The organism is Paenibacillus sp. FSL E2-0201, from assembly GCF_037963325.1.
Classification (GTDB): Bacteria; Bacillota; Bacilli; order Paenibacillales; family Paenibacillaceae; genus Paenibacillus_AQ.
Window position 1 is genome coordinate 218,807 of record NZ_CP150154.1, and the last position, 24,423, is coordinate 243,229.

Below are 24,423 nucleotides of genomic sequence, written 5' to 3' on the forward strand. Positions count from 1 at the left end.
CTTATATAAACTTTTGAAATTAAAATCTTTGAAAGAAACATCATCATAAAGGATTTTGCAGGCAATGTCAGGATTTAAGTTGATAAAAAACAGAAAAAACGGACATCATTGATGTCCGTTTGTCCGTTTGTTTCTTCTATTTTCCACTTGGCAACAATTTATTCAATAAGATCGCAGCCAATGAAGCCGCTAGGATAGGTGAGCCCAGCAAATATTGCACGAATGAAGGTAAGGAATGCAAGTAATCGCTAGGAATGAGTACCAAAGCTAACGTTATAATCATCGGTATTGCGATAATGTACATTTCTTTTTCGCCAATCGTTACGTTCTTCATCACCTGCACACCGTTAATCGCGATAATCCCGCAGATGATAGCGAAGACGCCGCCGATTACAGCGGATGGAATTGAAGAGATCAGAGCAGCTAATTTACCAGAACAACCGAAGAGGACAAACCATCCTCCTACAGCAAGAAAGACCCGGCGGGAGGCAACACCCGTGATGGAGATAATGCCTGCATTGGTTGAATAGCCTGTAACAGGTGTTGATCCGAGAGCAGAAGCAATAAGACAGCCAATTCCTTCACCGATAACACCTTTGTTAATATGCTCGTCTGTTAAAGGTTTATTGATTACGTTGCTGACAGCAAACCAGGTACCAGTTGTTTCAGCAAGCAGTACGAGATAAATAATGACCATGGTGATAATAGCAGAAAAGTTGAAAGAAAATCCGAAATCCACAAAAGCGATCCGCGGCATACTAAACCAATTCGCTTGGCTAATCGCTGAGAAGTCTAACACACCCATCATATTAGCAGCAACACATCCAACTACTAACGCCATCATGACGGAAATAATTCGGAAGATCGATCCTTTATTGCGGAACATAGAACCTAGAATTACAAATAAAAGGAGTGTACCCGCTGAAATAAGGGCTAATAATACATTCTGGTTGATGGAAGCGCCTGAGGCTCCATAGATATTGTCTCTTATAGCAACTGGTAGTAAAGAAAGACCAACTATGAATATGATCGTACCACCTACAATAGGTGGGATAAAGTTTTTAACGATTTTATTAAAGATACCGACATAGCCCAGAATAATAACCAGGATCGCACCGATTAAACTGGCACCTAACACGGAACTCCAACCTAACTCTCCGCCACCACTTGCTGCATAAATACTGACGATCGCACCAAGTGGAACATAAGAAGGCCCTTGAGCGATCGGAAGCTTCATACAGAAATAAGTCTGCACAATCGTTGCAAGTCCAGCAGCAATAAAGGTGGATTGAATCAACGCGCTTGACTGATTCGGTTGTAAGCCGATTAACATTGCAACTAGGAAAGGAACCACATAAACGTCCATTGCCAATACATGTTGGAAGCCTAGGATGAGGGATTTACTGAATGAAACCTTTTCATCGGGTAGAACGGTTAATAGTTGTGACTTTAATGGTGCTTGATCTTGCACGTTTGCTTGTGTTTCCACTCAGATGCCCACCTTATATTTTCTAGTTTTATCGATCCTTAACGTGAATGAACCTTGTTACCCTGTACCCAGACTTCACGGATATTCTCAGGTCGAGCTAGATACATCATTTTTTGAAACACGTCGTGTAAATCTTCATTCCCATCAAAGATAGGCAATCTAGCCGATGGTATTTTCGTATCGATAATTTGAACATCCCATGTATAGCCTTCTAGTATCCGACCGATAGGTAAGCTTAAACTTTTACCACCGCCAGCGGTAGCAAGATAGAAAGATTCATCAATCTTAATCCGAGATCCTAGTAAACCACGCTCTTGTGCAGGAAGAGAAGGATTAACGCCATCCTCTAGCATTCGTGAAGACATTACAGCTTGTCTTATGTTATCGAAGAGACTAGGTGAAAAACCTCCGGAAATATCAGACCCTAAACCAATCTCCACACCCTTGGAATGAAAGTGAGCGATAGGGATGACACTATTGGCAAAATAAGCGTTTGATATTGGACAATGCGCAATAGCTGTTCCTGTCTCCGCAAATAAATCTACATCGTCTTCATCTAAAAAATTGCAATGTGCCATGACAGATTTATCACGGAGCAGACCGAAATCATGCAAGGCAAAAGCATCGTTCTTCTGGAATCGTTCTTGTACATAACCGTGCGCCCAATCACTTTCACTACAATGCGATTGAATATGCGTATCGTATTTTGCGGCTAAGTCCCCTAAACCTTGCAAAGCCTCATTTGTGCAGCTTGGGATGAACCTAGGTGTCACTACTGGATAAACGCCTTGCTTAGTAGATTTGGCTAGTTCTTTTACCGCTAGAATAAATTCTTCTGTATCTTTAAGTGCGGTGTCGGTGTCAGTGTCGCGATAGTTTTCTGGATTCCCTTGAGGATCGTCCATTACCACTTTTCCAACGAGTCCCCGCTGTCCTTTTTCTGCACAGATTTGGGCTAATAATAAGCTGGCTTCTTTATGCACCGTTGCAAAATAAAGAGCTGTAGTGGTTCCGTTCGCGAGTAGAGTATCAACCACGTCATCGTAGATCTTTTTTGCAAAATCCAGGTCTGAAAATTTAGACTCCAATGGGAAGGTGTACGTATTTAACCAATCATAGAGTGGAATGTCTAACGCAGTACCGGATTGAGCCCACTGCGGGGCATGAACATGCAAGTCGATAAAGCCAGGCAAAAAATACTGACCTTCAGCTAATCGATGGAAGTTATCTTGATCTTGATAAGTATCTAGTAAAAGTTGATAGTCGGGTTCCTCTGGTGAAACGATCTTTTCTATCATCCCATCTGTATTAATGCAGTAGAGGTGGTCTTTTAAAATTTGAATTTCCTTCGGTGATTTGCTTGAAAATGAAGTACCTAGGAATATTTGCATATATTCTGTCATGATTTCCGCCTTAATGTTCGTCTTTTGGTGTTCGTTTGTTATTATAATCCGTAAAAAATGATAAGTCTATACCTAAAGTCGAACAAAGACGAGCATTGAATACTGAATTATGTTCTAATTAGATCGAAACATATGAATTCACGTTATCTTTGCGTAAAATGTATGCGGTTACTTACTTATGCTATAATACTTATAGATTAATAAGGTTAAGCGCTTGAGAAAAATGGGTTAGGGAGTGTTACTGAAATGAGAAGATATAACTTTTGGCGTCCGATCATGCTAATTATTGTCGCCCTGCTTACTAGAAGCTTGGTTACTAACGTATGTATTTTGTTTGGTCTTCAGACTGATGTAGCGAGTAGTATAGGTACGCTGGGCATGGTTATCGCCGGTTTAGTGATGTATAATCGCATGAACATCCGCCGCCGAAAATAACGAACAGATTCCAACAATCCGATCCATCCGGTTGATTAATAAGTCATGAGTGCAATCGTATAAACTGCTTAGTTATTATGTTATAGTAAAGAGTGAAATAAACATGTATCAACCTTAAAAGGAGTACTTCATGACACAGTTTGTCTACAAGCAAATTATTGATGATCTAAAAATGAAAATCTTTGCTGGGCAGTTTCCTGATATGAAATTACCGGATGAACGGAGTCTCAGTGAGACTTATCAAGTGAGTCGGAGTTCCATTAAAAGTGCTCTGACTAAAATGGCGAATGCCGGCATTATTTTTAAAAAACGTGGTTCAGGAACCTTTATCAACCCGTTATACATAAAAAATGAATCTATTTTTAATTACGAAGGCTCTAATTTAGGGGTCACCGACAATTTTCATATGCATGGCAAGAAGCCTAAAATCAAAGTGCTGAAATTCGAGGTCATCCCACCAACAGAAGAGTTACAGCGGGATTTGTTTTTAGGGCCTCATGACTTTGTTTACAAAATCGTTCGACTTCGTCTCTTTGAAGATGAACCCTTTATGATTGAAACAGGGTATATCCCCATAAAAATCGTACAAAATTTGAATCAGACGATTATCGAAGGATCTATTTTTAATTATTTGGAGGATTCGCGCAATTTAGCGGTTACCAAATCCTTTTTATCCATATCTGCAGAGCCGTCGGATTCCAATGATCAAGAACTGCTGAATTTAGAGAAGAATGAGCCTGTTAGTATTATGGAGGGGATTTTCTTCTTGGATAATGGCACGCCTTTTGAATTTTCGCACATGCGATTCCACTACAAATTCTTAAAATTTAATACCTTTGTATCGGTTGACTAAAAGTAAGACTGGGGAATTTTTCTCGGTCTTATTTTTTTTGTTTTGAACAAAATAGAGTTAAGTCCTCCAGCATGATCTCTTCGAAATTAGTTCCTATATTTTTACAAATATTAAAATATACAAGCTTTTTTACAGTGAATTTACTCCGTTTTTCATACTATGTTCATATTTTCACATAATTGGACCGTATCATTTGTTTAAAAGGTTGAATTAATTTTGCGCGGCGGTATGATGTACTTGTGGAAGTAATACGGTACTGAAAAAACATAAAAAATTTTGGGGAGTGGAAGAAATGGTATTATCCATGGATGTTGATTACTCATCAAAAACTTATTTAGAAAAGCTGGATGCCTATTGGCGTGCGACGAACTACATATCCGTAGGTCAACTGTACTTAAAAGATAATCCGTTGTTAAAGGAACCGTTGAAGGATGCAGATGTAAAAATTAAGCCTATCGGACACTGGGGAACCATTCCTGGCCAAAATTTTATTTATGCCCATTTGAATAGGGTCATTACTAAATATGACTTGAACATGTTCTATATTGAGGGGCCTGGTCATGGTGGTCAGGTTATGGTTTCAAATTCTTATCTGGACGGTAGTTACACGGAAATTTATCCGGAAATCACGCAAGATATTCCAGGGATGAAAAAATTGTTCAAACAATTCTCATTCCCAGGGGGCATTGCTTCTCATGCCGCCCCAGAAACACCTGGTTCTATCCATGAAGGCGGCGAGTTGGGTTATTCTCTTTCTCACGGTGTCGGTGCCATATTGGATAATCCGGATCTGATTTCGGCTGTTGTGATTGGTGATGGCGAGGCTGAAACTGGACCACTAGCTGCTTCATGGTTCTCCAACAGATTCATCAACCCGGTTACTGATGGTGCGGTTCTGCCGATCTTACACTTGAATGGTTTCAAAATCAGTAATCCAACGATCCTATCCCGTCAATCAAAAGAAGAAATTACCGCATACTTTAAAGGGATGGGTTGGGAACCGTTCTTTGTTGAAGGTGAAAATCCTGATCTTATGCATCCAGAAATGGCAAAGGTGCTGGATACTATCGTAGAAAGAATTGAAGCGATTCAAAAGAATGCACGTGAGAACAATGATCTTACTCGTCCGGTTTGGCCAATGCTGGTCTTCCGCTCTCCTAAGGGATGGACAGGTCCAAAGCAATGGGACGGTGTACCAAATGAAAATTCATTCCGCGCCCATCAGGTGCCAATTCCAGTGGACCAAAAAAATATGAAACACGCACCAGCGTTACTGGAGTGGTTAAATAGCTATAGACCGGAAGAATTATTTGACGACAATGGCCGTTTGAAAGCTGAAATTGCTGAGATTCTGCCTACAGGCGACCGACGTATGGGAATGAATCCTGTTACCAACGCCGGTAACCTCATTAAAGATTTGAAATTGCCAGATTATCGTAACTTTGCACTTGATAATGCTGTGCCAGGCCAAGTTATTGCACAAGATATGGCTGTGCTGGGTAAATACATGAAAGATGTAATCTCCCTTAATGAAGAGAACCGTAACTTTAGAATTTTCGGACCGGATGAAACGATGTCCAACCGTCTGGGACCTGTCTTTGAAGTAACTAAACGACAATGGCTGGATCAAATTAAAGAACCAAATGATGAGTTCCTCTCATCTTATGGACGTGTAATTGATTCTCAATTGTCTGAACATCAAGCAGAAGGCTTACTTGAAGGATATGTTTTGACTGGACGTCACGGTTTCTTTGCGAGTTATGAAGCTTTCTTGCGTGTAGTTGATTCTATGATTACTCAGCATTTTAAATGGCTGCGTAAAGCAACAGATCAAAGCTGGCGTGCAGATATCCCATCCTTAAATGTGGTGGCAACTTCAACTGTATTCCAACAAGACCACAATGGTTATACTCACCAAGATCCAGGTCTGTTAGGTCACTTGGCTGATAAGAAGCCTGAATTTATCCGTGAGTATTTACCTGCCGATGCGAACTCCTTGCTGGCTGTCTTTGACACCGTCTTAAATGACCGTCAAAAAATCAACCTGATCGTTTCATCCAAACATCCGCGTCCGCAATGGTTTAATGCAGATGAAGCACAGGAGCTGGTTGAAAAAGGCTTGAAGATCATTGACTGGGCAAGCACCGATCAAGGTGGAGAGCCGGATGTTGTTATTGCTTCTGCTGGTACAGAACCAACTATTGAAAGCTTAGCGGCAATCTCTATCCTGCATGAGAAACTTCCAGCACTTAAGATTAGATATATCAATGTGGTGGACTTATTGAGACTGAGAAGTCAAAAATTAGATCCTCGTGGTTTATCTGACGAAGAGTTTGATCAATTTTTCACAAAGGACAAACCGGTTATTTTCGCCTTCCACGGGTATGAAGGTCTGATTAAAGACTTGTTCTTTGATCGTCATAACCATAACCTTCACGTACACGGGTACCGTGAGAATGGTGATATCACAACACCTTTCGATATGCGTGTCTTGAATCAAATGGACCGTTTTGATCTAGCGAAGGAAGTTGTGCTGAGCTTGCCTGATGGGGATAAGCATAAAGCCATCGCAGATGAAATGGACGCTATCGTGAAGAAGCATCACCAGTTCATTCGTGAAGAAGGTATTGATCTGCCAGAAGTAGAGAACTGGGTATGGAAGCCATTGAAATAAGCATAGCCAGTACCATAGGAAGTAATGAAAAAGACACCCTTAGGGGTGTCTTTTTTGTGTTGTCCAAGTAACTATATAAAACAATTATAGTCATTCTTTCATCTTTACCACTGTAAATATATGTGAGTAAATAGGATGGATAATGAAAGGGGAGAAATGTATGCCACATATTGATAAACTTCCCAAGTCTATAGAAATGCAGCTTACGGAACAACCGTTATTTCACTTTGTATCTGATTTAATGAAAGATGGACAATTCGGTGAGCAGTGGCTTGTATTGACTGAGAAGGAGCTTTCCGTTTGGGGGACGGATGGGAAATTGGTGTCGAAGCTATTTGTTTCGAGCATAACCGATTCCCGAGTTGTAGGCGGGGTAGGCGGCGGTTCGTTGCTTGTCGATACTAAAGAGGGTCCAATGATTCTTATACGTTATACCGCATCACTTACTTCTATATTTGGATTTGCGTCTAAATTAATTGCTGCTGTAGCTAAAGGGGAGGAGCGGCCAACGGCTTCTGAAAAAGAATTTCCAAGACATTGCCCAAAGTGCCGCAATCCGCTTCCGGACGATTCTCAAGCTTGTCCGGTATGTAAAAGTAATGGCAAGGTTCTGTTTCGGATGCTAAGTTACGCTAAGCCGTATAAAATCCAAATGATCGCAGCAGCGATTATGTTGATTTTCACTACATTGGTAGAGCTTGTTCCACCTTTTTTGACGAAGATGATTGTTGATAACGTGTTAACAAAAAAGGACATGGGCTCAACGCTTCTATGGATAGTCATTGGGCTTGCTGCCACATCTCTGGTGGTTACGCTAATGCAGACTGTACGTGGGCTTATCGGGGTATGGATTGGTTCCAAAATTATGGGTGATCTGCGTCATGATGTGTATCATTCCTTGATGAAATTGTCGTTATCTTTCTTCGATCGAAGACAGTCTTCGCAATTCATTGGACGGGTCAATAATGACTCTGAGGCGATGCGGCAATTCATGACAGATGGTGTGATATGGGTCTCTGGCGAATCCTTGAGGGTAATCGCAATCTTCGCGATTATGTTTAGTATGGATTGGAAGCTAACACTGCTAGCCATGCTGCCTATGCCGCTCATGGTCGTACTATCGACTGTATTATGGCCAATGATTGGTAGACGTTGGTATCAGCAGTGGAGATCTATTTTCAGACTAAATGCTTTGGTAGGCGATTCTTTGCAGGGCATTCGTGTAGTTAAAGCATTTGGACAGGAAACTACAGAAATGTCACGTTATACTGTCGCTAATAAGGAATTGGTGCGGCACAACATCCGGATTGAAGGCTTGTGGCAGGGAATGTTTCCCGCCTTTGCATTAGTTGCTGGTGTAGGTACGCTGTTAATTTGGTATTATGGCGGCAGAACGGTGCTTGATGGGCAATTATCCATTGGTACACTAATCGCTTTGGTTACTTACCTGGGAATGCTCCTCGGACCTTTGCAGTGGGTAAGTCAAATGATCAATTGGGCCAGTCATGCGATTTCGGCAGCCGATCGGGTATTCGAAATTATGGATACACCATCCGATGTGCCTGATACTACGAACCCAGCGGATATTGGTCGTGTCAGTGGTGAGGTAGAGTTTAAACAGGTCACTTATGGATACGAAAAGCATCATCCTGTGCTCAAGAACGTGGATTTAAAAGTGGGTGCAGGAGAAATGATCGGTCTGGTTGGGCATTCAGGTGCTGGGAAGTCGACCTTCATCAACATGATTTGCCGATTCTATGACACAGACGAGGGGACTATCACCATCGATGGGGTGGATATCCGTAATATTAGTCAGTCTGACCTGCGGAGCCAGATCGGTGTAGTGCTGCAGGAGACATTCCTGTTTGACGGCACGATTGCTGAGAATATCGCTTATTCTAAACCGGACGCCACAGAGCTAGAAATTATGCGTGCTGCTAAAATTGCCAATGCACATGACTTCATCGTTCAGCTACCTGATGGCTATGACACAAGGGTAGGAGAACGTGGGCATAAGTTATCCGGAGGGGAGAAGCAGCGAGTGTCTATTGCCCGAGCAATAATTCACGATCCGCGGATTCTAATTCTGGACGAAGCAACGGCTTCAGTGGATACAGTGACTGAGCGGCAAATTCAAGAAGCGATTTCGCGTCTGGTCAAAGGCAGAACGACATTCGCCATTGCTCATCGCTTGTCCACTTTAAGAAATGCCAATCGGCTCGTCGTGCTGGAACGCGGCAAGATTATTGAGGTGGGTACGCATGAAGAATTGCTAGCAGTAGAAGGGGCTTACTTCAAACTGGTCGAAGCACAGAAAGAAATGTCCCAGATCAAGGGGGTAGAAGTGCATGAGTGATCCAATCAGCGTCAGTGGTCAATCGAATGCTAAAGATAAAGATAAAGATAAGGATCCCTATGAAATTAATATTTTCGAACCGGGTGCGATCTCCTTTAGTCGTAGTCAAGGCGGGGTATTTCAAGGCGTAGTGGAAGGTAAGGTTTATGAAGAACTAATTCTTTTTCGTATCTTTCCTTTTCAATACAACACCCAGTATATTTCTGTACGTAACTCTAAGAGTGAGGAGATCGGTGTCATTCGTGACATTGATCAGCTGGATGAGGAAAGTCGCGGGGAAGTGGACAAAGAATTGCAGCTGCGATACTTTTTACCGGTTGTGACCCGAATTGATTCCATCAAACAGAAGGCAGATATGTGGATTTGGGAGCTGCAGACGAATCTGGGTCAGACCCGTATCGTGATGCGTAACCTGCATGAGCATATGCAATACCCAAGCCTTCATCGAATCATTCTGACTGACGTTAACGGAAAAAGATGCGAAATTCGTGATTATTCCACTTTGGATGCTCAGAGTCGGAACAAGCTGAAAGACGTTTTATAGTGGAAGAAGGAAAGTGCTTGGTAGTTTATACTACTGAGCACTTTTTTGATCGGTGTAAACATCCGAGGTTATCCCTCCTTTTGTGATGAGGAAACGCATTGGATTGGAGCAAATTTGTCACTAAACTTCCAGTATATGTGGTAATATATTACAACTAGATGATTACTATATGGGAGGTATGTGAGTGAAGCATAAATGGATGAACTCGCCGTACACCTTTGCTTTAGGGATGTTTGCGATGATGGTTCCCAGTCAGGCTTTTAGTTCTTTTTACAGTTATTTTTATGTGGAGAAATTGGGCTTGGGCATTGGACTTGCTACACTGGCCAGAACAATCTTTCTGATCTGGGATGCGGTGAATAATCCGCTGTTTGGATACTGGTCAGACCGCACAAATACCCGCTATGGTCGGCGTAGACCCTGGGTGTTCGGCTCGATTCCGCTGTTTATGCTGGCGTTTGTGCTGGTATTCTCTCCTCCTGGCGGTTTATCCGAGAATGGACTCTTCACTTGGTTTCTAGTGACGCTTATTTTCTATGAGGCTGTCGCTACGGTCTTGTGGGTGAACTATGGCGCACTGCTTCCGGAGCTCTTCCGTGGAGATCGTATTCGGGCAAAAGCCTCGGCGATTCAGCAAGGCTATCAAGTGGTTGCTCTGTTAATCGGTACGGCTCTAACGCCAATCCTTTTCGCAGCAATTAACTTCTCAAATATGGCTATTGTGTATGCCTGTGTTTTCGGTGTGTTTATGTTCTTATGTATGATGAATGTCCAAGAGAAGAAAGAGACTACTAAGACCGAACCTTTGAAGCTCATTCCTGCTTTTCGGGAGACGATTCGTAATAAAAAGTTCTGGGTGTTTAATATTTCGAATTCTTTTGCCCAAACGGTTAATGGACTTGTAAGCTCGATGATTCCCTTTTATGCAAAATATGTTCTACATATTTCAGAAGCACAGGTGTCTATTATGCTCGCGGCTGTCTTTGTCTCAGTCATTCCATTAGTGTTCGTGTGGTATTGGATTATTCGTAAGATGGATGGGGTCAAGGCATGGCGGCTATCGCTTATCCTATATGCTTTATCTGTCATTCCGCTATGGTTCGGGTATGATCTCGTGAGTGGAGTGGCCGCTGGCATTGTTGTCGGCTTCGGACTAGCAGGGTTTCTAGTAACCCCGGCGATCGTAGGTGGCAAAATCATTGATGAAGATGCAGAGAAGACAGGGCTGAGAAGAGAGGGTATCTATACTGCAGTAAGCGGATTCATCACTCGTTCAAGCGGATTAATCTCGGCGCTGGCCTTTTTTATTGTAGGGATGATCTTTGGTTATAAGGGTGGCGATGATCCAGGGTCTGATCCAGAAGCAACGTTCCGGTATTTAATAAGCGTGGTACCGTTATGTCTGCTAGCGATATCTGTTGTCATATCTTTTACTATTAAATTTACATTTACGGGGCAATTGAGAGGTGATGCTGACAATGAGCAGAAGATTAATCATCAATTGTGATGATTTTGGGCAAAGCCCTGCTATGAATCAGGCGATTATGCATCTATTAGAAGAGGGAAAAGTTTCTTCAGCGACGATCATGGCGGTGGCCCCTGGATTCGAGGAGGCAGCTAGATGGTGTAGCCGTAGGCAACAACGAAATGTGGGCCTTCATTTGACGATGACTAGTGAGTTTGAGGCTTTACGCTGGAGCAGCCTGACGGGGGACTCTTCACTACATGACGATGGCGGGCATCAATATAAGACGGTAAAAGAGTTTGAGCAGGGGGCACAGACAAAAGCTGTGCTGAAGGAGATTGTTGCTCAGTATGAGAGAGTGAAACAATCCGGAATAGTGATTAGTCATGTAGACAACCATATGGGAAGTTTATATGGCATGGAAACGGGACGCAGTTTGCTACCGCAGACGCTGTGGAGAATTTCGCGCTGGGGGTTGCCGTCAAGATTCTTCCGATACATCCATGCAGAAGATCCTCTTCTGGGATCGCTGAAAAATATTGAACGTCCTGTTGCACTTGGATCCGGGCTGGCCGATACATTTGGAGTCCCGATTCCTGATTACTTGTTGTCGCATCCTTTTGGTGTGGAAGAGGGTGAGACGTACGATAGCTTCAAACAATCCATTATCGCCAAGATGTATTCGCTACCTGATGGTGTTAGTGAAACCTATATTCATCCCGGAATAGACGATCAGTGGATGCTTGCAAATATACCACATTGGGAGAAGCGAGTCTGGGAATACCGTCTACCTTTTGATGATGATTTTACCTATGCGATTCGTGATGCTAATGTTGAATTGACGGACTATCGATATGTACAGGAGCATTTAAAGCGCCCACGGGTAAAATCTGCGGGAAGGCTTTTGAAGAATCTGATAAGTTCATGAGGATAAATAAAAAGACACCTTGAGGGGTGTCTTTTGACTATCCCATTAAACCCTTCAGTCCATTCAAGAATGGGGAAATCGATTTAATCATATTGTAGCCCATTTTCACAACCGGCATTGTTCTTTGGATCATCCCTACGAAGCCCATAATTCTACCGAATCCTGAAGCGCCTGAACCTGCAGCCTCGGCAGCCCCCGCAGCTCCTCCTCCCATTCCGAACAGTGAGCCAAATAACGGCATGAGTCCAGATACATTCGCCTTCTGGCGGGAGTGAGTGTGTCTTTTTGACTTTCTATTTTTACTTTTATTTTTACGTGGTTTGGACAGGGTCAATCCATCCTTATCGAGGCCAGTTATCCATCCTACATACGTGCGTCCATCATGAAGCGTAACACACACGGGTCTACCCTTGAGCTGTTCAGCTCGCTTGCGAATCTTTGCTCTGTTTGACATACGTGGATCACCTCATTGGTCTATTTAATTCTATATTACTCAGATATTCTGGTGTTGCTTGTGCTGGTTCATCATAAATTGGAAAAGAAAGTCCAAAAAATTGATGAAGAGAGGCTGTACATAAATATCCATCTCAGACTGGGACAATGCTAAGGTCATCGATTTTCATTTGGGATCTTATATTTGAGGGAATGGCTTGAAAGAGGACAATAGATAGATTAAAAGGAAAAAAAAGGTGTTCTTCCGCTTATAAAACCCGAATACCAATTAGCATGGGGGTGGGAGGATGTTATCTGCATGGATTGGGAGTATTACTTTTGCGGGAGCGGTGATTCTTTACATATTACTGTCTTTAGGATTACCTTATGGTGAATTTGCAATGGGTGGCAAACATAGAATCATGCCCTCACAGATGAGGATTGCGTGTGCGATCTCAGTTGTTATACAACTGATTGCAATCTTCTACTTACTGCAGGCAGGTCATGTGATTTCAATTGGTTTACCGTTTGATAGGGGCATATGTTATTTTTTCGCAGTCTATTTAATTCTCAATACCGTTATGAATTTATTATCGGACAGTAAAAAAGAAAGGCTTGTGATGACACCTTTATCTTTAGTCACTGCTATTTGTTTTGGGCTTACAGCTATCATGCATGGGTCTTGAGAAAGATATCATGAGACCAGGATTCGACGCATCTAGACTTTAAATTAGTGATTATTTTAGGACGCATCTGTATAAGATGTGTTTTTTTGTATGTCTAGAGACTCTTGATCTATTAAATTAAAACATGACTTAGGTCTTTCTTCACACGTTAATAAATTTAACATAGTTTTAAATTGATTTTACAATACTATGCTTTTTCGTTACATCTGTGTGATATAATATCACAGAAACTATGTAAAAATGATAGGGAGGACTTATAATTTATGGGATGGAAGACACGATGGAACAAGCCACTCGCTTCTGTACTGGCAACTGCAGTGCTTTCTTTGCAGGTGTTTGGAGGAATTGGTTTGGGTGCGACTTGGGGTACAGACAAAGCTGAAGCAGCATCCTCGGCTACAGCCAAGCTCCGGTTAATGAGTACCACAGACGTGCACACCAATGTCTACGGCTGGGACTACTTTAAGAATGCGGCCTCTACAACTGTAGGGCTCGATCGAACAGCTACGTTAGTTACTTATGCTAGAAGCGAATATCCTCTTAATAATCTTTTGCTCGACAACGGGGATCTGATTCAAGGTACACCACTCGGGACTTACATTGCAAACGAAAGTAAACTGATGGAATCAGAGACCAAGCTCCACCCTATGATTGCGGCTATGAATATTATGGAATATGATGTTGCCACTTTTGGTAATCATGAATTTAACTATGGGTTGGAATTCTTAAATCGTACTATTAAAGGTTATAGTAATAATCCATTAACTGGTGCTGATTTCCCTTATGTAAATGCCAATATATATATTGATGATAAAGATGGTAATCCAGACAATGACAAAAATGCTTTCGACCCTTATGTCATTATCGACAAAACAATAATGGACAGCGATAACCAACCTCAGGTAGTTAGGGTTGGTATACTAGGCCTTGTGACCCCTCAAATTATGGAGTGGGACAAGGTTAATCTGGAAGGTCGAGTTATTACTAAGGATATTGCAGAAACTGCAGCGAAATTTGTTCCTGCCATGAAGAACGAGGGAGCCGATGTTATCGTAGCAATGGCGCATACCGGCTTCGATGCAACTGCAGTTGCGGGTACTGATGCAGAGAATGCTATCAATCTGTTAAGTAAAGTTGATGGTATTGATGCGATTACCTTCTCGCACACTCACAAGGTGTTTCCGACAGGTGAGGATAAAACCCTAGACGCTTCTTTCAAAGATCCATTAACGGCATTGCCGTATAATAACGCTCAATCCGTTGTTGATAATGTTTATGGCCATATTAATGGTACTCCAGCTGTGCAAGCAGGTTATGGCGGGGGTTACTTGGGTCTGATTGATCTTAATCTGGTGCAGGAAGGCGGCAAATGGACAGTCGATAAAAAGAACTCTAAAGCTTCGACCCGCTCCATAGCCGATGCTAAACCGGATGCTGCCGTTGACGCTGCTGTGGCAGCAGATCACCAAGCTACTATTGACTATACAGGTCAAGAGCTAGGCGTTACTACTGCTCCGATGAACAGCTATTTTGCAATGGTTCAGGACGATCCTACCGTGCAAATTGTGACCAATGCCCAGAAGTGGTATGTAGAGAAGTATATTGAAAACAACCTTCCACAGTATAAAAATCTTCCGATTCTCAGTGTGGGTGCTCCTTTCAAGGCTGGACGTAACGGCCCATCGGAGTACACGAGTATTGAAAAAGGTCCGTTGACTATCCGCAGCGCAAGTGACTTGTACCTGTATGACAACACGCTAAAAGCTATTAAAGTTAAAGGCTCTGTTGTTAAGGAATGGGTTGAAATGAGTGCGGGTGCGTTTAATACCATCAAAGTGGACAGTGCAGCACCACAAAGCCTGCTTAATGACAAATTTGCTGTGTATAACTTCGATGTTATTGATGGCATTAAGTACACAATTGATGTAACCAAAGCTGCAAAATACACTCCTTCTGGTGAGATTAATGATGCCTTGTCGAGTCGTGTGAAGCAAATTACTTATAAAGGTAAAACTTTGGATCCGAACCAAGAGTTCATTGTTGTGACTAACAACTACCGCGCAAGTGGTGGAGGGAACTTTCCGGGTGTGAAAGGTTCAGAGATGTTGGTGGATTCACAAGATGAGAATCGCCAGATCCTCATGGACTACATCAGAGAAGTAGGTACCATTGATCCTTCTGCGGATGGGAACTGGTCTTTGGCTCCTATCTCGGACGATGTGAATATCACCTTTACTTCTTCACCAGAAGCGGCAAAAGTTACGCCAGCCAACATTACGGACACTGGTGCAAAAGATATTAAGGGATTTAGTATTTATAAATTGGCTCTCCCGGTTAAGGATGTAGAAGTTCACCTTCTGGGAATCAATGATTTCCACGGCCAACTGGATACAGTTTCTACAGTGAGCAATAAGAATGTGGGAACAGCCGCTATTCTTGCGACTTATCTGAAAGAAGCACAGGCTAAATATGATAACTCTCTACTCTTCCATAACGGAGACTCCGTAGGTGCATCTGCTCCAGTATCTTCACTTGAGCGCGATGAGCCAACGATTGAGTGGATGAACATGATGAGATTTGATGTGGGCTCCCTAGGAAACCATGAATTTGACCAAGGTGTCGATGCATTAATGACACAATTGAAAGGCGGTGTGGACCCTAAGAACAAGAACGTTACCCATAAGGGTACAAAATTTGATTATGTTAATGCCAATGCAGTGGATGCCAATACTGGTGATCCAATTATTAAGCCTTATGTAATCAAAGAAGTCGGTGGTGTGAAGATCGGATTTATAGGTCTTGTAACGAAATCTACGCCTAGTAAGGTTGCACCTTCTGGTACAGTAGGTGTACGTTTCCTCACCTCTGAAGAGGAAGTAGCAGCTGTTGAGAAATATGCGAAGGAGCTTCAATCTAAAGATGTTGAGACGATCATCGTGCTTGCACATGATCCGGCGACTACTAAAGATGGAGCGACTACAGGTGAAGCGGCTGATCTGGCCAAAGCGCTTCCTGCCGATTCCCCAGTTGACGTTATTGTTGCTGGTGATAACCATGCGCTGGCAAACGGAACGGTAAACGGTAAGTTGATTGTACAAGCCTACTCTTACGGTACAGCATTTGAAGATATTAAGCTGATCATTGATCCTAAAACAGGTCATGTGAAGGAGAAGTCTGCTGTAGTGACCTCCACCTTCCATGACGGCGTAACACCGGATCCGGAAAGTGTGGCACTGGTCAATACTTACCTTGAGAAGCATCCTGAACTTACTCAACCAGTGGGTACAACAGACGGAACTATCACTCGTACCGATGCTTACAACAATGAGGCTGCACTTGGTAACCTGATCGCTGACGCTATGCGTACTGCTGATTTCGGCGATGGCGCTAAGGCTGCTGATTTCGCTTTTATGAATCCGGGTGGTATCCGTGCGGATCTTCCAAAAGGTCCTGTAACCTTCGGCGATCTGGCGAAAATTCAGCCATTCGGCAATACGCTTGTGAAGCTGACGCTGACTGGAGCGCAAATCAAAACGTTGCTGCAACAGCAATGGAATGTAAAAGCTGATGGAACACCCGATATCAAAACGCTGCAAATTTCTGGACTGAAATATACAGCCAATATGTATCTTCCGGTAGCAGATCGCATTGCCAATCTTACGCTAACTAATGGAACACTAATTAATCCTACGCAGAAGTATACAGCTGTAGTAAACAACTTTATGGCTGCAGGTGGGGATAATTACAAGGTTCTGACTGAAGCTAGTGACTCATTGGCTGGGCCTATTGATTTGGACGTATTCTACGACTATATTGTGAACACATTTGATAGAAAAGAGATTAAAGCAGCTATTGAAGGTCGGATTGTTAACAATTTGAAGGGAGTAAATCCTACGCCGACACCTAGTCCAACGGCACCAACAACAGCACCAACAACAGCACCAAAACCAACAGCAACACCAGCGCCATCAACAGCACCAACAGCAACACCAACACCAGCGCCAACTACTGCTCCAGCAGCAAGCTTCAAAGATCTGGGTAAGGTAGCTTGGGCGCAAGAAGCTATTCAAGCATTGGCTGCTAAGGGCATTATAAAAGGATTGGATGCAAATACTTTTGCGCCAACTAAAACAGTGACTAGAGCAGAGTTTATTACAATGCTGGTACGCGCACTGAATCTGACGGGTTCGGCAACAACCAGTTCATTCAGCGATGTTAAACAAGGAGTTTGGTACACGGATTCTATCGCTATTGCGGTGAAGGCCGGACTTGTACAAGGATCTGGTGATGGTAAGTTCGAACCGGGTCGTCAAGTGACCCGAGAAGAGATGGCTATTATGATTGCTAATGCATTGAAGGATAAACTACAGCCGATTGATAAGAATGCAGCGCTGGGCAAGTTTGCAGACAAGTCCAGTATTGCTCCTTACGCTCAGGACGCAATAGCACAACTGACCCAATTGGGGATCGTTAACGGTGTTGAAGGTGGCAAATTTGCACCTAAGGGCATAGCTAACCGTGCTCAAGCGGCAGTCATTATCTACCGTATGCTTGAACAAGCTTCATAATCCGATAGTTCTTCTGAAAAAGTGTATCGATGATCCCAAATAGGGACTCGGTACACTTTTTCTTTTTACATTAGGTATTGCCCTTTGTGCTAATATATGATAATTTAGTTCTGCACTGCATGTTTGTTTTTATATTTTGTGCGGTCGTGGCGGAATTGGCAGACGCGCACGGTTCAGGTCCGTGTGGGTTAATCCCCGTGGAGGTTCGAGTCCTCTCGACCGCATACCTAAGTGTATATAAACTAGCTGTACTTTTGAATTGCTCTTCAACCTGAAGAGCCTTTTTCTATTTATAAGGATATTTCAAATTTGGATAACTCTAATGTAAAAGAAGTGAAGCGAAGATGGAACCTAATGTAAATGTCAATACGAAGCGAAGTGTGCGGTTTCTTGAGAAGTATTTTTCAGGAGAATCGTTAGATTATCGCCATATGATTGCTTTATTCATTCCTATTCTGGTAGATCAGGCCTTTATAGTGGGGCTTAATCTAGTGAATACAGCCATGATCAGCTCGTCCGGTGTGGCAGCTATCAGTGCGGTGAACATGATCGATTCCCTTAATCTTTTTCTCATTAGTGTGTTTATCGCGGTATCAACAGGTGGTACGGTTGTCGTAGCGCAGTATAAAGGAAGCGGTAATAGTCTTATGGTATCAAAAGCTACCGCAGGCGCCACTTCATCGGTTTCCCTTATGGCTTTTATTATTGGTATGTTTGGTATTCTTTTTCATAATCCGTTGTTGAACTTATTATTTGGAGCAGCTTCGCCCGAGGTAATGCACAACGCCCGAATCTATTTGATTGGGAGCTGTATCTCCTATCTAGGAATAGCTGTGGTAGAGGCAGTGTGTGGTGCTCTTCGGGGAATCGGAAGAACGAGAGCCTCGCTTGCGCTATCGCTCATTATGAATTTAGTTTACGTCCTCTTGAATCTCGTATTTATTAACCTTTTGCATATGGGCGTTCTAGGAATGACCATTTCTATAAATATAGCTCGATATTTGGGCGCGATATGCGCTCTGTATTATCTGTTCCGGATGGACAATGAACTGCATATTCGAATTCGTGACTTACTGGTGGTTCAATTCTCCATGCTCAAAAAAATAATGTTCATCGGTATGCCGTTTGCGGCGGAGCAGATGTTCTTTAATGGTGGTAAGATTCTGACGCAAGTCTTTATCGTCAGTCTCGGTACTTACGCGCTTGCTACAAATGCTATCGCCTCTTCCTTTGCGGGGATTATGCAAATTCCGGGCAATGCGCTGTCTTTGACGATTATTACAGTGGTCGGACAATGTATGGGAAGCAATAATGTTAAGGATGCCCGGAAATTTATTAAATCGTTTCTCGTAGCCTCTTCCCTTTCCTTTGTGGTGATGGGATTGTTAGTTATGCCTTTCTTCCATCCGCTAGTTTCGATGTTCCATCCACCTGCGGAGATCGTGAGAGATATCTTTATAATTGTACTTATCAATACAATCGTACAAATACCGCTGTGGTCTGTTAGCTTCATAACACCATCAGCGCTTAGAGCAGCAGGAGATTCCAAGTTTACATCCAAGGTGTCTATGCTGAGTATGTGGTTGTTCCGCGTAGTACTCGGGTATATCTTAGGTATTGTTCTGGATTTCGGTCTACTTGGGGTTTGGTTAGCTATGAACTGTGAGTGGGGAATTAGAGGATTCATATTTCTACGGCGCTTCATGGGTAAGAAGTGGGTTCAGCATCGTGTTATATAGAAAAAGTAAAAGACACCCCCCAAAGGGTGTCTTTTTGCTTCCCATGCATGTAGTGTTTTATTCTTTGATCTGTGAGAACAAATCATTCAAAGCTTCGCTCATTGTAGGGTGAGTAAAGATATGATCTCTCAAAAAGGTGAAATCTTGCCCGGTTTGTATAGCCATACTCACGATATTAATCACTTCACTGGATTCCGCACAGAACAATGTAGCTCCGAGAATTTTATTGGTTTTTGCATCCACAATAGCTTTTAGGAAGCCTTCAGTTTCGTTAATTAAGCGGGCACGTGGAATAGCTGCCGAAGGCAACTTCGCGACTTTAATTTCAAGTCCTTGTTCGGTAGCTGCTTCTTCACTAATTCCTACTCTGGATAGTGGAGGATCTATAAATACGCTGTATGGAACAGCGATGCGGTCATTTGTGGTATGGGAATGATCGCCGAAGAGATCATTTCGTACGATTCTATAATCGTCTAATGATATATAGGTAAACTGTAATCCGCCTTTGACATCGCCAAGAGCCCATATATGGGGAACGGTGGTTTTTAGGGAAGGGTCCACCTTAATAGCGCCCCGATCTGTAACTTCTACACCGGCTGCTTCTAGATTTAATCCCTCAATGTTTGGTTTTCTACCTGTCGCAACCAGTACAGCATCGACTTTCAATTCTTGAATAGCGCCATCTATCGAAAAGGAGATAACTGTTCCATCTTTAACATCCTTCAGTCCTATAACCTTTGCCTTCAGTTTGACCTCAATGTTCTTCTTGGTAAAGGTTTGGAGGACGGCGTCCGCGACATCGCGGTCTTCTTTAGGAATGAATTTCGAGGAACCCTCCAGCACCGTAACCTGTGAGCCGAATTGACTGTAGATCGAAGCGAATTCCAAACCAATATAACCACCACCAATGATGGCTAGTTTCGTTGGGAGCTCCTTAAGATCCATAATGGACGTGCTGGTATAAACGAACTTACTATCTTGTATCCCGTCAATCGTTGGAATGATGGTCTCAGCACCCGTATTAATGAAGATTTTGTCGGCGGTTAAGATTTTCGTCTCACCGGCTTCCTTCACTTGAACTTCGTGATCTGATAAGAAGGAAGCTTCTCCATTAATAACTTCTATATTCTCGTTCTGATTTAGATTATCGTAATTTTTCTGGCGTAGAAATGAAATCAGTTGATCCTTGTTATGGATTGCTTCTTCATAAACTTTGCCTTGATGTGCTTGGTAAGCTAAGGATTTGGTAGGGATGCAGGCGATGTTAATGCAGGTTCCACCGTACATTTCCTTAGATCGTTCAATAACGGCTACTTTCCATTTTCGATTAGCTAGTTCTGTGGCAAGGGTCTTTCCGCCTTTACCGAAACCAATAATAATAGCGTCGAACTTGTTCATTTGAATACCTCCGGGTTACACAGGGTGTTATAAATTATGCGGTAAATAGCATGTTATCTTTATTATTACCCTTAATTCAAAGGCTATTAAACGAATAATAAGGAGATTTAAAGACAAAAAAAGATCTCCTCTAAAGGAAATCTCTTAATGATCAATAGGCTGGCTGGCGTATAAATTAGCGTAATTTAATCGATCCGCCATCGGCCATGATTGTTTGACCCGTAATATAGTCGAAGTCTTCGCTCGTTAGGAGAACAGCAACACGGCCGATATCACTTACCAGCTCACCCAGTCTTCTTAAAGGGATCTTGGAAATCATGCTTTGGTAGTACTCTGGGTTTGCTTCTGCCCATCGAATCATACCGCGAATGGTTCTTTCAAATAAGGTCATGCGGCTTGTATGAAATAGAAGGTAGGATAGAATCCGGTTAGCTGTCTAGGTAGGAGAGAGTACAGGGAATCCCATGGTGATCACTGCACCGCCATCCTTACGGTTCCCCGCTGTAATCAGACCTCCGGAGCGCTCTACGATCGCACGGGAGATGGCAAGTCCTAGTCCGGATTCGCCATCTTTCCCTTTAACAAATCGGTGGAACAGGTATGGAAGCAGGTCTTCTGAAATGCCAGGGCCATCATCGCTAACGGAGAGTAGAACCTGGTCATCCTTAACCGAAGCATGAATGTAGATATGCTGATTAGCATAACGAGTTGCATTGGAAACCACATTAAGCAGTGCCTGCAATAGCTTATCTCTATCGGCACGGACCGTAAGCGGCTCGCAATCATCGTAGGATACATGCAGGGTCAGCCCTTTTTTCATCAAAAGAGGGTTCATGCGTTCAATGGTTTCTACAATTATATCGTCCAGTGAGAGCTCGCTAGTTCTAAATATATTCTCCTCACTATCCAGCTTCGCAAGCAGGGTCATTTCCGTAACGAGTTTCTTCAGACGACTACTCTCGCTCATAATGATATCCAGACCCTTATCGATCGCTTCCCCCTCGAAGACACCATCCTTAATGCCTTCAGCATAACCAGAGATGGACATCAGTGGGGTCTTTAATTCGTGAGAGGCATTCTGAAAAAATTGCTTCTGTACGTGGTTAAATCGATTCAATTCACCAGCCATGTCATATACCGACTTAGCAACAGCGCCAATCTCTCCACCAGCCTTGATCAGCTTAACCTCTGAGAAGTGGCGCTCTTTTACTTTTTTCAGTTCTTGCTGCAGCTTCATTAGAGGCTGGATTAGCTTTTTCGTGATAAACAGGCCAAATAGGAGCATAAATGCCCCTGCAGCACCGAAAACGATTAGCAGTCTTTTGAACAGAGCTTGTTCAATGCTTGTTACTGCGCTCATAGGTGTAAGCAGAGTTAGTGTGCCTATTGGCGTAGCCTTCACTTCTGTTATATATCTTGCATCTGTTCCATTCCAAATATTCTGGAGGTCAGAGGCTTGACCAGCGACAAACTGCGCATTGGATTTTACCGCGACGGAACTCATACTCGATGAGGTGGACAATACTTTTCCTGTCTCATCACTAAGGATAGCCTCGACGCTTGCAGTGCCTACAGAAGAAGGCATGATCACGGGCAGCGCATGGAGTTCAGTCTCAAAGTCGCCACTGTATGTGCTCCCCTCAACTATAGTGGCTGACATGGCAGAGCTAATGGTTCGCAGTTCCGCCTTTTGTGTTCCGACAAAATGATTAAGCAGCACAAAATGGATCACGACAGCGGTAATAGACAGGAGCAGTACCAATACAACGCTTAAGGCTAAATTAATCTGATGTGCTAGCTTCATCGATCTCCACTCCCTCCTCAATACGCATACGATAGCCATGTCCCCATACGGCTTCAATCGGCAGCAGATCTAGTTTTTTTCGCATCCGTTTAATTAAATGGTCTACGGCACGGTCGCTTCCGAAATAGTCATCTCCCCACACATGGGTAAGCAGCTCATCTCTTGTAAATGCGCGGTTGGGAGAGGCTGCGAATACTTTTAGGAGGGTGAATTCTTTACTGGTGAGTTCAATCTCTTTCCCATGCCAGAACACACGTCTTTCATCCAATAATAGCTGTAGATGTGTAACCTCAATATGCGTAGGTGTGAGGGGGTTACTACTTGCAGGTTCTATTTGAGTACTCATTTTATACCACCGTTGTAGCTGGCGTTTAATGCGGGCAACTAGCTCCCGAGGGCTAAATGGCTTGACTAGATAATCATCACTGCCTAGCTCTAAACCTAAAATTTTATCCACTTCATTATCCCTTGCGGAGATCATAATAATCGGCACTTCGGCTTCATTGCGAATTCGCCGACAAAATTCGTACCCGTCCATGCCGGGCAGCATAACGTCGAGTACCCACATATCCGGTGGGCTTGTCTGCCATAAGGTCCATGCTTCTTCAGCGCTGCCAAGACCAATCGTGCGGTAATTTTCTTTTTGTAAATAAGCTTCTACAAGATTACGTATATGTTGATCATCATCTACTACGGCAATGAGATAGTTGGTATTCATTTAGTTAACCTCCAGATTATTCTTCTGCAATTATATCAATCCAGAGGGGAGTAGAGGGGGCTGCCATCGTTTTTCCACAAATTAACCAATGTTATGCCACACCGATTTTGTAAGCTTGGACTTGTAAGATCATTCGAATCGACGAGGAGTGTTGTATTTATGAATCAACAGATGATATTTAAAAAGTTAGCGTTATCCGCCCTACTGGTATCCGCAGTTGCTGCACCGACTGCAGCGAACGCAGCTAGCGGAGCTCAGGATCAAAGTGGAAAAACAACGGCTGCAGCGGTGGTTACTCCAGCAACTAAGGGAACAATTGCTACTCAAGTAACAATCTTTGATTGGGTAGATCCCCTTGAACTGGCTAAAACATATGCACCTAGTACTCTAGAAGACTGGAAGAAGACCTTGGATCAATATTACAAGGCTGCTGGATTTAGTGTAACCGCGGTTTCCGAGCTAGTACCTTCTGAGCAGGCAGAAGGGGTTGTGTTCTCGAAAAATATTGCATCAGCCGAAGCGCTGCCCGTGAGTTATATTGAAGCTGGTCGCAATGTTGAGGTATTGCCTAATGATGAGAAGATGGGGAGTGTCGTCTCTACTTCTATTAAAGGTGTAGCTGCAATTGCAGCAGTAGAAGTGAGTGAAGCTACAATTTCAATTCAAGAGTTTAGCGAGGCTGATAAAGCCTTTTTCAAAGCCCAAGAGGATCTGAATAGTGCTGCTAAAACCAAAGATGCCACTGTGATTAAGGAAGCTTTAGCTAAGCTGCTGGATCAATATAAAGAGAAAATCGAAGCATTTGAAACAGCTAAGTAACAGCGATTAACGCGGCTGGATACAGAGCAGAGAGAGTGAAAAGGGAAGAATAAAAGACACCTCGAGGGGTGTCTTTTTTTACGTAAATGTAAGGATCGATCGAAGGTGTACT

General features: G+C 43.0%; 17 protein-coding genes, 1 tRNA gene and 1 pseudogene. 12 read left to right on the forward strand and 7 right to left on the reverse strand.

The genetic code is table 11. The annotated features are described in order from the left end of the window. Window positions 1-136: 136 nt before the first annotated feature. Together NSU15_RS01060 and guaD are read right to left on the reverse strand one after the other, a co-directional pair. Window positions 137-1,489 carry a solute carrier family 23 protein gene (locus NSU15_RS01060; RefSeq protein ID WP_339288796.1) on the reverse strand — a complete coding sequence of 451 codons (1,353 nt, stop codon included), beginning with the start codon at window positions 1,487-1,489 and terminating at the stop codon, window positions 137-139. 38 nt (window positions 1,490-1,527) lie between these two features. Beyond that, complete coding sequence (guaD, locus tag NSU15_RS01065) at window positions 1,528-2,892, reverse strand: guanine deaminase (protein ID WP_076116380.1); 1,365 nt, start codon at window positions 2,890-2,892, stop codon at window positions 1,528-1,530. 246 nt (window positions 2,893-3,138) lie between these two features. Here guaD and NSU15_RS01070 point away from each other — a divergent pair, with 246 nt between their 5' ends. The 7 genes from NSU15_RS01070 (at window position 3,139) to NSU15_RS01100 (ending at window position 12,147) form a co-directional block, all read left to right on the forward strand. After that, on the forward strand, window positions 3,139-3,327 hold the full coding sequence (locus NSU15_RS01070) for a hypothetical protein (RefSeq protein ID WP_042123373.1): 189 nt from the start codon (window positions 3,139-3,141) through the stop codon (window positions 3,325-3,327). Window positions 3,328-3,457: 130 nt separating this feature from the next. Next, the gene (locus NSU15_RS01075) at window positions 3,458-4,180 is read left to right on the forward strand and encodes a GntR family transcriptional regulator (protein ID WP_042123374.1); all 723 of its coding nucleotides are present in this window, start codon (window positions 3,458-3,460) and stop codon (window positions 4,178-4,180) included. 292 nt (window positions 4,181-4,472) lie between these two features. Further along, the gene (locus NSU15_RS01080; protein ID WP_197069731.1) at window positions 4,473-6,854 is read left to right on the forward strand and encodes a phosphoketolase family protein; all 2,382 of its coding nucleotides are present in this window, start codon (window positions 4,473-4,475) and stop codon (window positions 6,852-6,854) included. Between the two features lie 160 nt (window positions 6,855-7,014). Then, complete coding sequence (locus NSU15_RS01085) at window positions 7,015-9,210, forward strand: ABC transporter ATP-binding protein (protein ID WP_156114703.1); 2,196 nt, start codon at window positions 7,015-7,017, stop codon at window positions 9,208-9,210. Next, entirely contained in the window at window positions 9,203-9,754 is a 552-nt protein-coding gene (locus NSU15_RS01090) for a DUF1854 domain-containing protein (protein WP_339288798.1), read from the forward strand. Before NSU15_RS01085 ends, NSU15_RS01090 begins: the two co-directional genes overlap by 8 nt. Window positions 9,755-9,938: 184 nt before the next feature. Continuing rightward, window positions 9,939-11,261: an MFS transporter gene (locus NSU15_RS01095; protein WP_339288800.1), complete on the forward strand. Its 1,323-nt coding sequence runs from the start codon at window positions 9,939-9,941 to the stop codon at window positions 11,259-11,261. Beyond that, the gene (locus NSU15_RS01100; RefSeq protein ID WP_339288801.1) at window positions 11,233-12,147 is read left to right on the forward strand and encodes a polysaccharide deacetylase family protein; all 915 of its coding nucleotides are present in this window, start codon (window positions 11,233-11,235) and stop codon (window positions 12,145-12,147) included. The genes NSU15_RS01095 and NSU15_RS01100 overlap by 29 nt, the downstream gene beginning before the upstream one ends. A 37-nt stretch (window positions 12,148-12,184) precedes the next feature. Here NSU15_RS01100 and NSU15_RS01105 read toward each other — a convergent pair whose 3' ends face one another. Next, window positions 12,185-12,601 (reverse strand): hypothetical protein, encoded by a 417-nt coding sequence (locus tag NSU15_RS01105; RefSeq protein ID WP_042123381.1) that lies wholly within the window; start codon window positions 12,599-12,601, stop codon window positions 12,185-12,187. A 286-nt stretch (window positions 12,602-12,887) separates the two neighbouring features. Here NSU15_RS01105 and NSU15_RS01110 point away from each other — a divergent pair, with 286 nt between their 5' ends. The 4 genes from NSU15_RS01110 to NSU15_RS01125 all read left to right on the forward strand — a co-directional run bounded on the left by NSU15_RS01110 (window position 12,888) and on the right by NSU15_RS01125 (window position 19,572). Next, the gene (locus NSU15_RS01110; protein WP_339288802.1) at window positions 12,888-13,265 is read left to right on the forward strand and encodes a hypothetical protein; all 378 of its coding nucleotides are present in this window, start codon (window positions 12,888-12,890) and stop codon (window positions 13,263-13,265) included. A 263-nt stretch (window positions 13,266-13,528) separates the two neighbouring features. Beyond that, window positions 13,529-17,833, forward strand: coding sequence for a bifunctional 2',3'-cyclic-nucleotide 2'-phosphodiesterase/3'-nucleotidase (locus NSU15_RS01115; protein WP_339288803.1), 4,305 nt, complete (start codon window positions 13,529-13,531; stop codon window positions 17,831-17,833). 140 nt (window positions 17,834-17,973) lie between these two features. Further along, window positions 17,974-18,057, forward strand: a tRNA-Leu gene (locus NSU15_RS01120). A gap of 120 nt (window positions 18,058-18,177) precedes the next feature. Beyond that, entirely contained in the window at window positions 18,178-19,572 is a 1,395-nt protein-coding gene (locus NSU15_RS01125) for an MATE family efflux transporter (RefSeq protein WP_339288804.1), read from the forward strand. A 57-nt stretch (window positions 19,573-19,629) separates the two neighbouring features. On the opposite strand, the gene NSU15_RS01130 is transcribed toward NSU15_RS01125, so the two are convergent. The 4 genes and pseudogenes from NSU15_RS01130 to NSU15_RS01145 form a co-directional block, all read right to left on the reverse strand. After that, window positions 19,630-20,970 (reverse strand): FAD-dependent oxidoreductase, encoded by a 1,341-nt coding sequence (locus NSU15_RS01130; protein WP_339288805.1) that lies wholly within the window; start codon window positions 20,968-20,970, stop codon window positions 19,630-19,632. Window positions 20,971-21,145: 175 nt separating this feature from the next. Next, window positions 21,146-21,399: pseudogene (locus NSU15_RS01135) on the reverse strand (SDR family oxidoreductase); the annotation flags it as partial. A 7-nt stretch (window positions 21,400-21,406) separates the two neighbouring features. Then, on the reverse strand, window positions 21,407-22,774 hold the full coding sequence (locus NSU15_RS01140) for a HAMP domain-containing sensor histidine kinase (RefSeq protein WP_339288806.1): 1,368 nt from the start codon (window positions 22,772-22,774) through the stop codon (window positions 21,407-21,409). Beyond that, window positions 22,752-23,492, reverse strand: coding sequence for a response regulator transcription factor (locus tag NSU15_RS01145; RefSeq protein ID WP_339288808.1), 741 nt, complete (start codon window positions 23,490-23,492; stop codon window positions 22,752-22,754). The genes NSU15_RS01140 and NSU15_RS01145 overlap by 23 nt, the downstream gene beginning before the upstream one ends. A gap of 159 nt (window positions 23,493-23,651) precedes the next feature. Between NSU15_RS01145 and NSU15_RS01150 the strand changes: the two genes are divergently transcribed. Further along, window positions 23,652-24,311, forward strand: a complete 660-nt coding sequence (locus NSU15_RS01150; protein ID WP_042123397.1) for a hypothetical protein — start codon at window positions 23,652-23,654, stop codon at window positions 24,309-24,311. Window positions 24,312-24,423: the final 112 nt, after the last annotated feature.

Bases quoted from the DNA above. Each gene is read 5' to 3' on its own strand.
- guaD (WP_076116380.1), bottom strand. From the start codon at position 2,892: ATGACAGAATATATGCAAATATTCCTAGGTACTTCATTTTCAAGCAAA.
- NSU15_RS01070 (WP_042123373.1), top strand. From the start codon at position 3,139: ATGAGAAGATATAACTTTTGGCGTCCGATCATGCTAATTATTGTCGCC.
- NSU15_RS01075 (WP_042123374.1), top strand. From the start codon at position 3,458: ATGACACAGTTTGTCTACAAGCAAATTATTGATGATCTAAAAATGAAA.
- NSU15_RS01080 (WP_197069731.1), top strand. From the start codon at position 4,473: ATGGTATTATCCATGGATGTTGATTACTCATCAAAAACTTATTTAGAA.
- NSU15_RS01085 (WP_156114703.1), top strand. From the start codon at position 7,015: ATGCCACATATTGATAAACTTCCCAAGTCTATAGAAATGCAGCTTACG.
- NSU15_RS01090 (WP_339288798.1), top strand. From the start codon at position 9,203: ATGAGTGATCCAATCAGCGTCAGTGGTCAATCGAATGCTAAAGATAAA.
- NSU15_RS01100 (WP_339288801.1), top strand. From the start codon at position 11,233: ATGAGCAGAAGATTAATCATCAATTGTGATGATTTTGGGCAAAGCCCT.
- NSU15_RS01105 (WP_042123381.1), bottom strand. From the start codon at position 12,601: ATGTCAAACAGAGCAAAGATTCGCAAGCGAGCTGAACAGCTCAAGGGT.
- NSU15_RS01110 (WP_339288802.1), top strand. From the start codon at position 12,888: ATGTTATCTGCATGGATTGGGAGTATTACTTTTGCGGGAGCGGTGATT.
- NSU15_RS01115 (WP_339288803.1), top strand. From the start codon at position 13,529: ATGGGATGGAAGACACGATGGAACAAGCCACTCGCTTCTGTACTGGCA.
- NSU15_RS01125 (WP_339288804.1), top strand. From the start codon at position 18,178: ATGGAACCTAATGTAAATGTCAATACGAAGCGAAGTGTGCGGTTTCTT.
- NSU15_RS01130 (WP_339288805.1), bottom strand. From the start codon at position 20,970: ATGAACAAGTTCGACGCTATTATTATTGGTTTCGGTAAAGGCGGAAAG.
- NSU15_RS01140 (WP_339288806.1), bottom strand. From the start codon at position 22,774: ATGAAGCTAGCACATCAGATTAATTTAGCCTTAAGCGTTGTATTGGTA.
- NSU15_RS01145 (WP_339288808.1), bottom strand. From the start codon at position 23,492: ATGAATACCAACTATCTCATTGCCGTAGTAGATGATGATCAACATATA.
- NSU15_RS01150 (WP_042123397.1), top strand. From the start codon at position 23,652: ATGAATCAACAGATGATATTTAAAAAGTTAGCGTTATCCGCCCTACTG.